This window comes from Limnoglobus sp. (assembly GCF_059499385.1).
Window position 1 is genome coordinate 20737 of record NZ_JCABYM010000028.1, and the last position, 14197, is coordinate 34933.

Below are 14197 nucleotides of genomic sequence, written 5' to 3' on the forward strand. Positions count from 1 at the left end.
TGCTGCCGCCACCGGCACGCTTACGCCGTGCCGTTCGCCTTGGGCACGAGAAAGCTCAGGTGGTGGGCGGCGTGCGTCAGTTGCAGCCGCGTCGCCGTCGCCTTGTCCATCGGCCCGAAGAACGGCGACGGGACGATCGGCCCCGCGTGGTCCCGGAACCGCTCGGCCGCCCCCTTCAGCTTCGCGACCGCGCCGGCGTCGTCCCCGTCGGACGGCTTCACGGACGCCGGGTCGGTCATGCCGCCGGGCGGGAAGCCGTTCGCCAGCACCTTCCTTAACTGCCCCGGCCCGACCGTGTTCCGGGCGAGCCACATTAACCCTCGCACGGGCAACGGGGCCTCGCTAAATCCGTCGAGCGGGCAGGTCATCCAGAACGCCAGGTGGTGGCAGCACTGGCTCAAGTCCCAGTTGCCCGCCCGGTCATAGCCCTTCTCAAGCAGGTTGTCCGCATCGCGAACAACGTCGTCGAGGGTGTCGAACTTCAGCGCTCGCCGGGTCACGCTCATCCGCCGAACTCGAACGGCATCTTGCCGTACTTCTTGAACACGTTCCCGTACACCTCTTTGTCGAGGTTCTTCTTGCAGATGCGGATGAACTCCTTCCGGCCGCCGAGGAAGTCGATCACCCAGAGCGACTGCCGGCCGGCCTTCACCACGAACCCGCCGATCAACCGGTGGTACGTGACGCTCTCGATGTCCTCCCACCGCATCAGGCCGACGCTGCCGAACACGCCGCGGCCGCCGAGGCCGTCGTCGTAGATCACGACGTTGCGGAGGAACGCCTCCAGCACGCCGGCGAACCCGATCAGCGTGAACAGCACCGCGGCCCCGTACAGAATCCAGAGGCCGAGGGCGTCGTACGGGATCACGTTCGCGACCATGAGCACCGTCCCGACGACGGACCCGACGCCGCAGACCAACACGAACGCGGCCATGATCCGGTAACCGAGACCGTACTGCATGACCACGTCGCCGTCGGCCGTGTAGCTCCGGCGGCCGCGGAACACGAGCGCCGCGAGGGCCATCATTGCGAGCATGAAGAGGAAGCCGCCGCCGACGACGACCCCGCCGCCGATTGCCCCGAGACCCGCTTGTGCGAGGATCATGGCTACCCCCCGGCCGCTTCTTACTTCAGCGCCTCGCTGCCCGCGATCAGCTCGCTGATTTCCTTCGTGATGTTCGCCTGCCGCGTCCGGTTGTACTCGCGGGAAATCTCTTTAATCAGGTCCCCGGCGTTCTCCGTCGCGGCCTTCATCGCGACGCGGCGGGCGATCTGCTCGCTCACGGCCGCGTCGAGGAAACACTTGAACAGCCGCACCTTGAACGCGACCGGCACGAGGTTGTTTAGAATCTCCGTCGCGTCCGGCAGGAACTCGTAGTCCGCCTTCGGCCCGGCCGCGGCGGTCGTCGCCGCCGTCGGCACGCTGGCCAGCGGCAGGAGTTGTTCGACCACCGGCGTCTGGCGGGACGCGGTGACGAACTTCTGGTAGCAGACGTACACCGCGTCCACCTTGCCGCCGACGTAGAGGTCGATGTACTTCTGTGCGATCTCGTCCACCTGCTCGAACGCCGGCTTGTCCTCGAACTGCTGGTACTGGGCGGCCATCGGCACGCCCTGGAACTTGAAGAACGTCGCGCCGCGGCGGCCGGACACTTCCAGGTCGAAAGGGACGCCGTCGGCCCGCAGTTGGCGGATCTTCGCCTGGGCTTCCCGCAGGATGCCGCCGTTGTACCCGCCGCACAGCCCGCGGTTCGAGGTGCAGACTAACAGTAACACCTTTTGAACCTTCGGCCGCACCGCGAGCAGCGGGTGGCTGACCTCGCCGGCGCTCTGGCTGAGGTCGGCGGCGAGTTCGGCGATCTTCTTCGTGTACGCCTCGGCCTCGGTCGCCCGGTCGAGCGCCTTCTTGAACCGCGCCGTGGCGATGAGTTCCATCGTCTTCGTGATCTTGCGGATGTTCCGCACCGCCTTGCGGCGTTTCACGAGTAAGCGCAGGTTGGCCATTGGGGTTAAGCTCGCTTTGGCGAACGGCACGGCGTAAGCGTGCCGGTATTCCACACTGCCACAACCGGCACGCTTACGCCGTGCCGTTCGCCTGTCAGACCGGCACGCTTACGCCGTGCTGTCGCCACAACTACGCCTTGAACTGCGGCTGGAACGTCGCGATCGCGTTGTCGAGCCGCTTCACCACCTCGTCCGTCATCTTCTTGTCCTTCGCCAGTTGCTCGCGGACCTCCGGCATCTGCTCCCGGACGAAGGTGAGGAACTGCGACTCCCACGCCTTCACCTTCTTGCGGTCCACCTTGTCCAGCGCCCCGCTGTTCCCGGCGTAGATGATCATCACCTGGTCCAGCACCGGCAGCGGCTTGTATGCGTCCTGCTTCAGAATCTCGACCATCCGGTAGCCGCGGTCGAGCTGCTGCTGCGTCACCTTGTCGAGTTCCGTGCCGAGTTGGGCGAACGCCTCCAACTCGCGGAACGCGGCGAGGGCGAGCTTCAACCCGCCGGCGACCCGCTTGTCCTTCATCGCGCCGATCTGGGCGTTCCCGCCGACGCGGCTGACCGAGATGCCCACGTCCACGGCCGGCAGCACGCCGGCGTTCTTCAGGTCCGGCTGCAGGTAAATCTGACCGTCGGTAATGGAGATTACGTTCGTCGGGATGTACGCCGACACTTCGCCTTCGAGCGTCTCGATGATCGGCAGCGCGGTCAGCGACCCGCCGCTGGTCCCGATCTTCGCCAGCTTGTGGCCGGGGAACTTCGCGAGGTCGTGGCTCTCGGCGTGCTCCTTGTCGAGCGGCCCCTTGTAGACCTTCCCGGCCTCGCCGCTGTTCCGCTTCCGCGTCGGGTCGGCTTCGGCGTTCACGGCCCAGTCGTCCTGCACCTTCGCGGCGTCGGCGTCGTTCGGCACGATCACGTACCGCTCGGCCATCTTCGCGGACCGTTCGAGCAGGCGGCTGTGGCAGTAGAACACGTCGCCCGGATAGGCTTCCCGACCCGGCGGCCGACGCACGAGCAGCGACAGCTGGCGGTACGCGGCGGCTTGCTTCGACAGGTCGTCGTACACGACGAGCGTGTCCTTGCCTTCCTCGTACATGAAGTACTCGGCCATCGCGCACCCGGCGTAGGGGGCGATGTACTGCAACGGGGCGGCGTCCGACGACGACGCGACGACGACGATCGTGTAGTCGAGCGCCCCGGCCTCGCGGAGCTTCTCGACGACGGCCGCGATCTTCGACTCCATCTGCCCGCACGCGACGTACACGCAGATGACCTTCTCTTCCTTCTGCGCCAGGATCGCGTCGATGGCGATCTGCGTCTTGCCGGTCTTCCGGTCGCCGATGATGAGTTCCCGCTGGCCGCGGCCGACCGGCGTCATCGCGTCCACGGCCTTCAGGCCCGTTTGCAGCGGCTGCTTCACCGGCTGCCGGTCCACGATGCCGGGGGCCGGGCTTTCGAGGGCACGGCGCTTGTCCGTGATGATCGGCCCCTTGCCGTCCACCGGGTTGCCGAGCGGGTCCACGACGCGGCCGACGAGGGCCGGGCCGACCGGCACGCTGAGCAATTGCCCGGTCGTGCGGACCTCCATCCCCTCGCGGACCTTCAGGTAGTCCCCCATGATGATGACGGACACCGAATTCTCTTCCAGGTTGAACGCGAGGCCCTTCACCCCGGCGTCCGGGAAGTCCACCATCTCGCCGGTCATGACGCCGGACAGCCCGTAGCAGCGGGCGATGCCGTCGCCGACTTCCAGCACCTGGCCGACCTCGCGGGCCTCGGCCTTCTGGCCGAACTTCGCGATCTGGTCGGTCAAAACCTTGACGATCTCGCCGGCGTTAATTTTGGAGGACATAGCTCGTGCCTCGCTCCATCAGTTGTGCGCGGAGGGTTTGGATGCGGGTGCGGACGGACGTGTCGATGACGCGGTCGCCGATCTGCACGATCAGCCCGCCGATCAGGTCCGGCTCGACGACGGGAACGATCACCGGCGTCTTCTTCAGGCTCTTCTCGAGGGTCGTCTTCAACTTGTTCTTTTGGTCGTCCGTGAGGGGCACGGCCGACTTCACCGTGACGCGGACGCGGCCGGCCTGCACGTCCCGCAGGTCGCGGTAGACGCCGGCGATCGACCGGAGCAGTCGCAGCCGGTTGTTCTGGTTCAGCACGCCGAGCAGGTTGCGGACCGGCTCGGACGCGGACGCGAACGCCTCGGCGATGGCCGGCTCCTTCTGCCGCTTGCCGACGGTCGGGTTGTTCAGGAACGCCTCGACCTCCGGCTTCGCCGCGAGGACGTTGCGGACGAGGTCGTCGAGTTCCGCGCCGACCTCGTCCCGTTGGTTGGCCTTCGCCGCGACGCCGAGCAGCGCCTCGGCGTAGACGCGGGCCAACCGGCTGCGGACGACGCCTTCGTCGAGGACGGTATCGTGGGTTTCGGCCATGAGTTCTTCCCGTTCGCCCGCGATTCCCCACGGACGTTCGTCCGTGGGCTTCGCCCAATACTTAGTTCCGCGACGGCTGTGCCTTGAGTTCCGCCAGCGCCTCGTCCACCAGCGAGCGGTGGTCGTCGGCGCTCAGGTTCTTCTTCACGGCCTTCGTCGAGAGCAGGGTCGCGAGGTCCACGGCCTTCTGGTAAATCTCCTGCAAGGCCGCGTCCTTCGCCGCGTCGATCTCCCGCTTCGCCCGGTCGCGCTCCGTCGCCGCTTCCTTCTGGCCCAGCTCCCGCTCCTTCGCCCGCAGGGCGTCGGCGTCGCGGCGGGCTTCTTCCAGCATCGCCCGAACCTTGTCGTTCGCGGTCGCGAACTCGGCGGCCAGTTTCGCGGAGACCTCTTCCGCCTCCCGCTTGGCCCGCTCGGCCGCGTCCTTAACGGCGGACAGCATCTCCTCCCGCTTCTGCAAACCGGCCGAGATATTGGGCCAGGCGAAGAAGTAGAGGATGAGGAACAGGAGCACGAACACGGCGATGGTGTAAAGGCTCAGGTCCCACCGCTTCGGCAGGTCGATGAACGCGGTCGGGTCCTTCTCGTGCCCGTCGCCGGCCTTCGTCTCGGCGACCGTGCCCGCGCCGGTCACGCCCTTCGCTTCCGCGGCGGCGAACGGCGTCGTCGCCACGAAGGCGAGCAGCACGAACAGCGCCGCGGCGGCCAGTCGTTTTGCGAACATGATTCCACCTCCGGGAAACGAGTGGTTCGAGGCCCCGGCTCGTTAGTTGCCCACGAAGATGGTGACGAGGCAGAGGATCAGGCTGAGAATCCCGGCCCCTTCGACCAGCCCGCCGACGATCAGCATGGCCGTCTGGATCGTGCCGGCTTGCTCCGGCTGGCGGGCGATGCCGCTCATGGCCGCGTTGCCGATGAGGCCCAGGCCCAGGCCGATGCCGAGGACGCTCAGGCCCATGCCGATGGCGGCGGCGCTGCCCGCGCCGGCGGCGGCGAACGCCAGGTTGCCGGAGCAGAGGACCAGGAGCAGAGCACCGAAGAGCGGGAGGATGCGACGCTGCATGATACGACTCGTCCTTTCGAGGAAAACGGAGGGTTTCGGGTCAGTGGGCCGGGTGCTTCGCCAGGCCGATGAAGATCGACGTGAGAAGCGTGAACACGAACGCTTGCAGCCCGGCCACGAACAGTTCGAGGCAGCTCAGGGCGACGGAGAGCAGGACGCTCACCGGGGTAATCACGTAATACAGCCAGCCCGGCGCGTCGTAGAGGTAGCCGCCCATCGGGTCGGACACCGGCCGCGAGACGTAGCTGATGAAGAACAGGATCATGAACAGGGCCGTGTGCCCGGCCAGCATGTTCGCGAACAACCGGATGGCGAGGACCGCGAGCCGGATGAACGCCGTCGCGTACTCGAGGACCGCCATGCCGACGGTAATCATGAACCCCATCGCGCGGATCGCCGGGCCGCCTTCCAGGTGGATGTGCGGCACGAACGACTTGATGTACTTCGGCAGGCCCATCTCCTGAATCCCGGCGACGTGGATGACCACGAACGCGCACAGGGCCAACGCGAACGTCACGGCGATGCTCGCCGTCGCCGACCCGAGGAACGGGATCATGCCGAGCAGGTTCACCAAGAAGATGAACAGGAACAGCGTCGTCAGGAACGGCACGTACTTGTCGGCCTCGTCGTGCAGGCCGGGCTTCGCGATCTTCTCGCGGACGAAGTAGAGCAGCGACTCCAGCATGTTCCACAGCTTGCCGCGGGGGTTCTGCCCGGTGGCCATCTTCTTGCCGAGCCAAATCATCGCGACGGCGACGAGCAGGGCGGCCAGGGCCAGGAAGACGTGGAACTTCGTGATCTGGTAGCCGGCGATCTTCGGCAGGTGGAGGTGCAGGCCGAGAGATTCAAACAGTTCGATTTCGGGGTTGTCGATGACGTGGTGGAACGGGTCGATGTCGAGCGGCTTGCCTGGCGTGGCGGCGTGAGCCATAGGAGGTCAACCCTTCCGGCCGACGCCTCCCCGTCCGACCCAGCCGGGCTTCGCGAGAACGAAGACCTCGGCGGCCAACGTGGAGAGGTAGGCCACTGCTATCAAGAGCCAGAGGGCCAACCCGGCGGTCGGCTCCCAGTTCAGTCCGAAGAACGCGAGACACCCGCCGCCGAAGGCGACCGTCATCCGAAGGAGGGCGGTCGCGATCATCCCGACGGCCGACCGTTTCGGGTCGTGGGCCATCAGCCGCCGCATCCACCACAGCGAGAGGGCGGCGGCCGGCCACACCACCACCACCGCGAGGACCGCCGCGAGCATCAGTCCGGGGGCGGTCCAAATTTCGAGGGCCGGGGCGACCGCGAGTATCGCCAAACTCGGCAGCGAAATCCAAGCATAATCCCGGCGGTTCACGGCTTTTGTTCCGATTTCGCGAATCGGACCAGGTGAACCATGCCGACCAGCAACCCGAGCGGGGCGAGGATCAACGTCGCCCACGGGACGGTGTTCAGCGTGCCGATCAGGTAGTCGATCAGCACGCCGACCAGGGCGAAGCCCACCATCTCGGACCCGACGACCACCGCGCCGGTTTTCATCGATTTCGGCTTCGTCTCGGCCATTCACCACCTCGCGGGTGGTGTAGTAACTCGTTGTCTGTTGGCATTATCAAAGGGGTGAAAAAATCGTCAACGGGACTTTGTGAATTTTTTCACAAAGTCATCGGGCCTCTCCCGCTTTCGCGGAAGCAGCTTCCAGAGGTCGTGGCCGAGGTGAGCGGGAGAGGTTTCGCCCGCCAAAAAATCGACAAAGATGCAGAACAATTCCCAAATCGCGTTGACAGACTTAACCGACTTTTTTTACACTACTTGTGTTGAGACAGGGAAGGTTCAAAGAACTGCCGTTGTCGCCGGACGCCCCACCCGATTCGCTGACGCCGCGTCAGTATCTCCCGAACCCGTTTCGGGTCAACGGCATTAGACGAATAGAATATCTAGTACCCGTACAGCACATCCGGGACGGACCCCGGCCGGTGGCTTGAATGCCGCGGTTATTTGTGGTGTCTTTTGACACCCGTTCGCTCTTTTGCCGGAATAATATTCAGGCGAGAGCCGTTCCCGTTGAAAAAACACTCTCCTTCCGACGACCCCGAGCGCACTGTGAAATCGATTCCCGTACCTTCCGTCGCCAAGACCACGAAGAAGCCGAAGGCCGCGGCCGCTCGCGCGTCCAAGCCGACGCGACGTAAGCCCGTTAAGCCGCTAAAGCCGCAAAAGGTACGGAAGCCCCTCAAGGCGGCCGCGCGGATCGTGAAGCCGAAGCCGGCCGCGAAGCTCGTGGCGAAGGCCGTGAAGCCGGCCGCGCCGGTGAAGAAGGCCCCACCGGTCCCCACGCCCCCGGCACGGGTGACGAAGCCCGTCGTCAACGGCAGCCACAAGCCGACGAAGCCGGAAGGGAAGAACGCCCGCCCGGCCCCCGCGCCGCTGAAGGTCATCGAGACGCCGATCCCGGCCGACAAGGACCTGTCCACGAAGACGAAGGCCGCGGCGAAGGACCGCATCTTCCTGATGGTCCCGGACCCGCACTGGCTGCACGCCCACTGGGAACTGACGATGCAATCGGTCCAGCGGGCCGAGGCGTCGCTCGGCCAGGACTGGCACGGGGCGAAGCCGATCATCCGCCTGTTCGACGTGACCTCGCAGGACACGACCAGCACGAGCGAGGCGGCCGTGCGGGACATCGTGATCCACGGCGGGTGCAGCCACTGGTACATCGACGTGCCGCAGCCCCCGCGGAGCTACCGGGCGGACATCGGCTACCTGTCCCGCCGCGGCGACTTCAAGGTGCTGGCCCGGTCGAACGTCGTCACACCGCCGAAGGCCGGGGCGAGCGAGGCGCTCGAGGACAACTGGCAGACCGACGTGGACGAGATGACGGCCGAGCGGTTGCTCGCCATGTCCACCGGGTTCGAGACCACCGACGGCCCGCCGCAGCTCCGCGAGCTGTTCGACGAGCAGCTCAAGCGGACCGGCAAGGACAGCATGTTCGGCACGGGCGCGGTACTGCCGGAGAAGTTGAAGAAGTTCGACTTCACCATCGACGCGGAACTGATCGTCACCGGGAAGACCGACCCGTCGGCCCACGTGACGCTCCAAAACGAGCCGGTGAAACTGCGGCCGGACGGGTCGTTCACCATGCGATACGCCCTGACCGACGGCCGGCAAATCCTCCCGGCGGTCGCCGAGTCCGCGGACGGCATGGAGGAGCGGACGATCGTGCTGGCCATCGAGCGGAACACCAAGCACCTCGACCCGACGACGCACGACATGTACGGCGAGAACTAACCCCCTCGCCGCGGTTCGTAGACTATGCCCACGACCCCGCTCGTGGGCATTTTCGTTTCGCCAACCGACCGGTGACTTCATGGCCCGCACCCGTGCCGTCAACCCCCGCGACTACGTCGAGCCGGGGACCGGCTTCGCCCAGACCCTCGGGTACATCCTGTTCTTCCTCTCGACCGGCCTGGGCATGATCGTGTTCGCGGTCGCGACGTTCGGCGTCGGCCTCGTCATCATGCTGGTCGGCTTGGTGTTCTACTACCTGCGGTTGAAGGTCGCGCTCGCGCAACTCCGCGGGTCGGCCCTCCGCGTCGGGCCGAAGCAGTTCCCGGAGATATACGAGCACGTCGCCGACCTCGCCGACGCGCTCGACATGGACCCGCCGGACGTTTACATCGTCGAGAGCAACCAGCAGAATGCGTTCGCGGTGAAGATCGGCGCGAAGAAAAACGTCGTCCTGTTCGACGACATCGTGTTCGGGGCGAAGCAGACGAACAACGAGAACGTCCTGCGGTTCATCATCGCGCACGAGCTGGCCCACCACGCCCTCGGCCACACCGGGCTGATCCGCGCGCAGGTCAGCCTGCTCTACCGCCCGCTGTCCCGGCTCGACGAGCTGACGTGCGACGCCGTCGCCGCGGCGATGGTCGGGTACGACGCCGGGCGGGACGCGCTCAGCCTGCTCCTCGTCGGCCCACAACTGTTCGCGAGCGTGAACAAGGCCGCCCTGGAGCGGCAGGCGATTTCCGTGGAAGACGACCGGCTGACGAAGAAGGCCGAGAAGCAACTCTACTACCCGCTCATGCTCCGGCGGATCGCCCGGATGATCCCGGACGAGGACGCCGACCGCGAGGACGACCGGCCGTCGAAGTCGAAGTCCAAGGGCGGCAACCGCTACGAGGACGACGAAGAAGACGACCGGCGGTAAAGACCATGGAACGCCGCGACTTCCTCTCCGCGACGCCCGGCGGCACGCTCGCCCCGCTGATCCCGCTCCCGGCGGCGGAAGCGGGGGACTACCACCTGCTCCGCGTCTCCCGCCGGGCGATGGCGACGACGTTCGAGGTCGCGATCCCCTACGGCACGCCGCACGCCCTCGCCGCCGCGACGGCGGCGCTCGACCTCATCGACGACCTGGAAGACCAACTCACCGTCTACCGCGACCACAGCGAAGTCAGTCGGCTGAACGCGACCGCGGCGGGACGGCCCGTCGTCGTCGAGGAGAAGCTGTTCGACCTGTTGGCGTTCTCCGCCGGGCTGACGAACGACACGGCCGGGGCGTTCGACATCGCGACCGGGGCGCTCGTCAAGGCGTGGGGCTTCCATCGCCGCGAGGGCCGCGTGCCGTCGGCCGCGGAACGGTCCGACGCGATGGCGACGACCGGCTCGCGCCACCTGATGCTAGATGCCGGCACGCGGTCTGTAAAGTTCCGCGTGCCGGGGTTGGAGATCAACCTCGGGGCCGTCGGGAAGGGCTACGCCCTCGATCGTGCCGCGGGGTTGCTGAGATCGAAGTGGGGGATCGTGTCCGCGTTGCTGCACGGCGGCGGGAGTAGCGTATACGCCGTGGGCCGGCCGCCGAACGACGCCCGCGGCTGGCCGGTCGCCGTCCGCCACCCGTGGGACGACGCGCGGACGCTCGGCACCGTCCGCCTTCAAGACGAGGGCTTCGCCACGTCAGCGGCCACCTTCCAGCACTTCATCTACAATGGGAAGAAGTACGGCCACCTGCTCGACCCGCGGACCGGGTCGCCCGCGACCGGGACGGCCAGCGCCAGCGTGACGGCCCCGACGGCGGCGGAAGCCGACGCCGTCTCGACGGCGTTCTTCGTCCTCGGCCCGGCGGCCGCGGCCGAGTTCGCCCGGTCCCGCCCCCGGTTCGGCGGCCTGATGCTGGCCGACGGCGACGACCAACCCACGACGTTCGGCACGATGACGGACCGGCACGCGCCCCCGACCCTCCGCGAGACGTACCTGAACACGCTCGCTTACCCTGACTGAACGGCCCCCGATGACCCTCCCCATCCCGATCCAAGTCGTGTACGCCGGCCTCGTCGGCACGCTCCTGGCGCTCGTCGTCGCGACGGCGCAGCAGAAGTGGAAGCCGAAGGTCTTCTTCCTTCTCGCCCTGCGGCTGGCGATCGGCTGGCAGTTCCTGTTCGAGGGGCTGCACAAGATTCAGTCGCACTACGTCGGCGAGGTCGAGTCGAGCAAGCCGTTCAAGAGCGACCCGTACTTCAAGGAAGCCCCCGGCCCGCTCGCCGGGTTCATGCGGTCGATGAACGGCGACCCGACCAAGATCATCGCGGACAGGTTGGCCCAGAAGAAGCCGATGACGAGTTACGATTTCGCAAAACTCAACGAGGCGGAGCAGGCCGCGCTTTGCCACGACGAGGTTGCGAAGCAGCTCGACAGCATGGCCGACACCGCCGAGGCGACGACGCGGGACAACGCCAAGTCGCAGTTGGAGAAGGTTGCCGAGTTGCACGAGAAGGCGCTCAAGGACATCGCCGACACGGAGAAGAAGGACACCGACGCCGCGAAGGACCAAGCCGGGAAGGACGCGGCGAAGAAGAAGGCCGACGACGCCCGGAAGAAGGAGAACGAGGCGCACGCCGAACTGAAGGCACAGATCGAGAAGCGGGCGGCTACCGCGAAGGACATCGTGGCGGCGGAGATTCAAGCCGCGAAGGCCGAGTACGCCCGGTGGGTGTACGGCGTGGACCGGCGACCGCTGAAGATGACCCGCATCACCGGAGATGTGACGTTCACCGCCCCGCAGCGCCTGCACTACATCGAGATGTTGAAGAAGGAGAAGCAGGAGGCCGAGAAGCGGCTCGACGAGAACCTCGGCACGGGGTACGGCATCGACGTGAAGAAGGCCCAATCCGCCCGCGCCGACTACTGGAACGCCGAGGCGGAACTGGTCAAGGACATCGACGCCTTCGTCACGGAGTTGAAGACGAAGGTGAACGACGGCAAACCACTGGAGCCGTCGAAGGACATGACGATGACGCAGAAGAACGACTGGCTGACGCGGTGGTTCCTGGCCGTCGTCGGGGCGTTCATCCTGTTCGGGTTCCTGACGCGGATCAGTTGCGTGATGGCGGCCGGGTTCTTGCTGCTGACGTACCTGACGCACCCGCCGTTCCCGTGGTACACGCTGCCGCCGGGGACGGAGGGGAACCCGCTGTTCATCAACAAGAACGCGATCGAGTTCTTCGCGCTGCTGGCGCTGGCGTGCATGCCGACGGGCAAGTGGTTGGGGATCGACGCGCTGATTAGCTACGTCTTCCGCGGCAAGCCGAAGCCGGAGGCGGCGGCTTCTTGATTTAGCCGCCGGCCTGCCGGCGGGGTTCTGGGCGTCGCAAATCCCGCCGGCAAGCCGGCGGCTATATATCATCACCCGAACTTGAACACCTTCGCGGCCGTGCCGCCGAATACCTTCGCCTGGTCGTCCGCCGACAGGTGCGCCAACACCTCCCGCACCCGCTCGCGCTCGGCGCGGTAGCTCGCGCCGGTCGCCTTCCCGTCGTACCCGCCGCCGTACATGAGCCGGTCCGCGCCGAAGGCGTCCGTCAGTTGTCGCACCACCTTCGCCGGGTCGCGGTGTGGGTACTTGCTCCGGTCCGGCACGGACGACAACTTCATCACCACGTTCTTGTACTTCGCCCACCCGACGACGACGGCGTGTTCCTTCTCCGTCCCCTGGAACGGCCGGCCGAGGTGGTCGATCAGCACGCGGACGGCCGGGAAGTCCTTGATGTACCGCTCGAACCCCGGCGCGTACCGCGGCTCGAAGTGGACCTGTACCGCGAGGCCGAGTTCGCCGGCCAGCTTCCACATCGCCGCCAGCTCCGGCTTCTCGAACGGCGGCAGCCGGTCCGGGTTGTACGCATGAACCCGCGCCGCCACGAGCGTCACCTTCTTTGCCAGTTCCCGCATCCGCTTCCCCGTGTCCGGCCGCTCCGCGAAGAACAGGCACGTCCCCTTCAGCTTTTCCTTTCCGACCGTCAGGCAGTGTTCGAGGTAGCGGTGGTCGTCCTGGTACGGCTCCGGGTGGACGACGACGGCGCGGTCGAACCCGCCGTCGGCCATGCACTTCAACAGGTGATCCGGCGTCGCGGCGTCCGGCGGCTGGTACGGGCCGTCCTTGTGGTACGGGAACCGGGCGTCATCCTTGCCGGCGAAGCAGTGCAAGTGCGTGTCGATCACGAGCGGCTTCTCAGCGGCGACGGCGCGAGCCGCGAGCGCGGCGGCGGGAAGGGCGGCGAGGAAGTCGCGGCGGGTCGGCATCGGGTAGCCTCCGGCCGTCAGAACAGCCGCTTCTGGCGGCCGGTCGCGACGGCTTCAAACAGTTTCCGCTGCGGCGTGCTCGTTGGGAAGGACGAAAGTTCGGCCGGCCGCACCCACCGGCACTCGGCGTAGAAGTCCGACCGCGGCGTGCCCCGCGCGCTCGCGGCTTCGAGGGCCGTCATCGTGATGGCGAACCGCGTGACGCCGTGCTTCACGGTCAACAGTTCTTCCGACACGCTCACGGCGAGGCCGGTCAGTTCCTTCGCGATCCGGACGGCCGCGTCGTCCACCGTTTCGCCAGCGGCCGTCTCGGCGTGGGGGAATTCCCACATGTTCGCCCACCGGATCGCGGTCGGCGGTCGAAGGCACAGCAACACCTGATCGCGCCGGCGGATCACGACCGCGACCTCACGGCTCTCGATGACGGTGGGCGGTTTCTTCGCCGGCGGGATGACGCTCTGCAGCCCTTCGCGGTTCGCCACGCAGATTCCCGCGAGCGGACACAGTCCGCACCGCGGCGCGGCCGGCGTGCAGACCGTCGCGCCCAGTTCCATCACGGCCTGGTTGAAGTCGCCGACGCGACGGTCCGGCAGCACGGCCGCGGCCGCTTCCCAGACCCACGCCTTGCCCTGGCCCTCCCGCGGGTCGCCGCGGTAGCCGAACAACCGGGCGAGCACACGGAGGCTGTTCGCCTCGACGATCGGCAGCTTCCGCTCGAACGCCTGCGACAGCACCGCGCCGAGAATGTACCGCCCGACGCCGGGGAACGCGGCCCACGCCGCCGAGTCGTCCGGGAAGACGCCACCGTGGTCCGCGACGACTCGCTTCGCCGTCGCGTGCAGGTGTCGGGCGCGGCGGTAGTAACCCAGGCCCTCCCAGAGCTTCAGCACGGCCTGTTCGTCGGCCGCCGCCAGCGCCTGGACCGTCGGGAACGCCGTGAGGAAGCGATGGAAGTACGGCACGACGGCCGCCACCGTCGTCTGTTGGAGCATGACCTCACTGACCCAGACGCGGTACGGGTCGCGGTCGGCCCGCCAGGGTAAATCCCGCTGGTGGCGGTCGAACCACGCGAGCAGCTTCCGGCGTAGTACGGGGAGCGTCCGGTTCGACCAACCCGGCGGGAGTGGGAACGACATGGCGG

The 14197-nt window shown here is 66.9% G+C and carries 16 protein-coding genes; 4 read left to right on the top strand and 12 right to left on the bottom strand.

Annotated elements, in window-relative coordinates; all coding sequences use genetic code 11:
- Positions 1–20 precede the first annotated feature (20 nt).
- The 10 genes from AC5JJ2_RS04995 to AC5JJ2_RS05040 form a co-directional block, all read right to left on the bottom strand.
- A complete protein-coding gene (locus AC5JJ2_RS04995) occupies positions 21–506 on the bottom strand; it encodes a DUF1569 domain-containing protein (RefSeq protein WP_495856862.1) in 486 nt (161 codons plus the stop codon).
- On the bottom strand, positions 503–1105 hold the full coding sequence (locus AC5JJ2_RS05000; RefSeq protein ID WP_495856863.1) for a hypothetical protein: 603 nt from the start codon (positions 1103–1105) through the stop codon (positions 503–505). The genes AC5JJ2_RS04995 and AC5JJ2_RS05000 overlap by 4 nt, the downstream gene beginning before the upstream one ends.
- Positions 1106–1125: 20 nt before the next feature.
- A complete protein-coding gene (atpG, locus tag AC5JJ2_RS05005; RefSeq protein WP_495856864.1) occupies positions 1126–2004 on the bottom strand; it encodes an ATP synthase F1 subunit gamma in 879 nt (292 codons plus the stop codon).
- 130 nt (positions 2005–2134) lie between these two features.
- Complete coding sequence (gene atpA, locus AC5JJ2_RS05010) at positions 2135–3853, bottom strand: F0F1 ATP synthase subunit alpha (RefSeq protein ID WP_495856865.1); 1719 nt, start codon at positions 3851–3853, stop codon at positions 2135–2137.
- Positions 3837–4436: a F0F1 ATP synthase subunit delta gene (locus tag AC5JJ2_RS05015; protein WP_495856866.1), complete on the bottom strand. Its 600-nt coding sequence runs from the start codon at positions 4434–4436 to the stop codon at positions 3837–3839. Before AC5JJ2_RS05015 ends, atpA begins: the two co-directional genes overlap by 17 nt.
- 61 nt (positions 4437–4497) lie before the next feature.
- Positions 4498–5157 carry a F0F1 ATP synthase subunit B gene (locus tag AC5JJ2_RS05020; protein ID WP_495856867.1) on the bottom strand — a complete coding sequence of 220 codons (660 nt, stop codon included), beginning with the start codon at positions 5155–5157 and terminating at the stop codon, positions 4498–4500.
- A 42-nt stretch (positions 5158–5199) separates the two neighbouring features.
- Positions 5200–5496, bottom strand: a complete 297-nt coding sequence (locus AC5JJ2_RS05025) for an ATP synthase subunit C-like protein (RefSeq protein ID WP_495856868.1) — start codon at positions 5494–5496, stop codon at positions 5200–5202.
- Between the two features lie 40 nt (positions 5497–5536).
- Positions 5537–6427 carry a F0F1 ATP synthase subunit A gene (gene atpB, locus AC5JJ2_RS05030; RefSeq protein WP_495856869.1) on the bottom strand — a complete coding sequence of 297 codons (891 nt, stop codon included), beginning with the start codon at positions 6425–6427 and terminating at the stop codon, positions 5537–5539.
- Positions 6428–6433: 6 nt separating this feature from the next.
- Positions 6434–6838, bottom strand: coding sequence for a hypothetical protein (locus AC5JJ2_RS05035; protein ID WP_495856870.1), 405 nt, complete (start codon positions 6836–6838; stop codon positions 6434–6436).
- Positions 6835–7044, bottom strand: coding sequence for a hypothetical protein (locus AC5JJ2_RS05040; RefSeq protein ID WP_495856871.1), 210 nt, complete (start codon positions 7042–7044; stop codon positions 6835–6837). The genes AC5JJ2_RS05035 and AC5JJ2_RS05040 overlap by 4 nt, the downstream gene beginning before the upstream one ends.
- A gap of 537 nt (positions 7045–7581) precedes the next feature.
- On the opposite strand from AC5JJ2_RS05040, the gene AC5JJ2_RS05045 reads away from it, so the two are divergent.
- The 4 genes from AC5JJ2_RS05045 (at position 7582) to AC5JJ2_RS05060 (ending at position 12091) form a co-directional block, all read left to right on the top strand.
- Positions 7582–8766 carry a DUF4912 domain-containing protein gene (locus AC5JJ2_RS05045; protein ID WP_495856872.1) on the top strand — a complete coding sequence of 395 codons (1185 nt, stop codon included), beginning with the start codon at positions 7582–7584 and terminating at the stop codon, positions 8764–8766.
- A 79-nt stretch (positions 8767–8845) separates the two neighbouring features.
- Positions 8846–9688, top strand: coding sequence for a M48 family metallopeptidase (locus tag AC5JJ2_RS05050; protein WP_495856873.1), 843 nt, complete (start codon positions 8846–8848; stop codon positions 9686–9688).
- Between the two features lie 5 nt (positions 9689–9693).
- Positions 9694–10761, top strand: coding sequence for an FAD:protein FMN transferase (locus tag AC5JJ2_RS05055; protein WP_495856874.1), 1068 nt, complete (start codon positions 9694–9696; stop codon positions 10759–10761).
- 10 nt (positions 10762–10771) lie between these two features.
- Positions 10772–12091 (top strand): DoxX family protein, encoded by a 1320-nt coding sequence (locus AC5JJ2_RS05060; protein WP_495856875.1) that lies wholly within the window; start codon positions 10772–10774, stop codon positions 12089–12091.
- A 71-nt stretch (positions 12092–12162) separates the two neighbouring features.
- On the opposite strand, the gene AC5JJ2_RS05065 is transcribed toward AC5JJ2_RS05060, so the two are convergent.
- Together AC5JJ2_RS05065 and mutY are read right to left on the bottom strand one after the other, a co-directional pair.
- A complete protein-coding gene (locus tag AC5JJ2_RS05065) occupies positions 12163–13056 on the bottom strand; it encodes an amidohydrolase family protein (protein WP_495856876.1) in 894 nt (297 codons plus the stop codon).
- A gap of 17 nt (positions 13057–13073) precedes the next feature.
- A complete protein-coding gene (gene mutY / locus AC5JJ2_RS05070; protein WP_495856877.1) occupies positions 13074–14192 on the bottom strand; it encodes an A/G-specific adenine glycosylase in 1119 nt (372 codons plus the stop codon).
- Between the last annotated feature and the right edge of the window lie 5 nt (positions 14193–14197).

What these genes read in the sequence shown, in the direction of transcription:
- AC5JJ2_RS04995 (WP_495856862.1), bottom strand. Translation starts at nt 506, where the DNA reads ATGAGCGTGACCCGGCGAGCGCTGAAGTTCGACACCCTCGACGACGTT.
- AC5JJ2_RS05000 (WP_495856863.1), bottom strand. Translation starts at nt 1,105, where the DNA reads ATGATCCTCGCACAAGCGGGTCTCGGGGCAATCGGCGGCGGGGTCGTC.
- atpG (WP_495856864.1), bottom strand. Translation starts at nt 2,004, where the DNA reads ATGGCCAACCTGCGCTTACTCGTGAAACGCCGCAAGGCGGTGCGGAAC.
- atpA (WP_495856865.1), bottom strand. Translation starts at nt 3,853, where the DNA reads ATGTCCTCCAAAATTAACGCCGGCGAGATCGTCAAGGTTTTGACCGAC.
- AC5JJ2_RS05015 (WP_495856866.1), bottom strand. Translation starts at nt 4,436, where the DNA reads ATGGCCGAAACCCACGATACCGTCCTCGACGAAGGCGTCGTCCGCAGC.
- AC5JJ2_RS05020 (WP_495856867.1), bottom strand. Translation starts at nt 5,157, where the DNA reads ATGTTCGCAAAACGACTGGCCGCCGCGGCGCTGTTCGTGCTGCTCGCC.
- AC5JJ2_RS05025 (WP_495856868.1), bottom strand. Translation starts at nt 5,496, where the DNA reads ATGCAGCGTCGCATCCTCCCGCTCTTCGGTGCTCTGCTCCTGGTCCTC.
- atpB (WP_495856869.1), bottom strand. Translation starts at nt 6,427, where the DNA reads ATGGCTCACGCCGCCACGCCAGGCAAGCCGCTCGACATCGACCCGTTC.
- AC5JJ2_RS05040 (WP_495856871.1), bottom strand. Translation starts at nt 7,044, where the DNA reads ATGGCCGAGACGAAGCCGAAATCGATGAAAACCGGCGCGGTGGTCGTC.
- AC5JJ2_RS05050 (WP_495856873.1), top strand. Translation starts at nt 8,846, where the DNA reads ATGGCCCGCACCCGTGCCGTCAACCCCCGCGACTACGTCGAGCCGGGG.
- AC5JJ2_RS05055 (WP_495856874.1), top strand. Translation starts at nt 9,694, where the DNA reads ATGGAACGCCGCGACTTCCTCTCCGCGACGCCCGGCGGCACGCTCGCC.
- AC5JJ2_RS05060 (WP_495856875.1), top strand. Translation starts at nt 10,772, where the DNA reads ATGACCCTCCCCATCCCGATCCAAGTCGTGTACGCCGGCCTCGTCGGC.
- AC5JJ2_RS05065 (WP_495856876.1), bottom strand. Translation starts at nt 13,056, where the DNA reads ATGCCGACCCGCCGCGACTTCCTCGCCGCCCTTCCCGCCGCCGCGCTC.
- mutY (WP_495856877.1), bottom strand. Translation starts at nt 14,192, where the DNA reads ATGTCGTTCCCACTCCCGCCGGGTTGGTCGAACCGGACGCTCCCCGTA.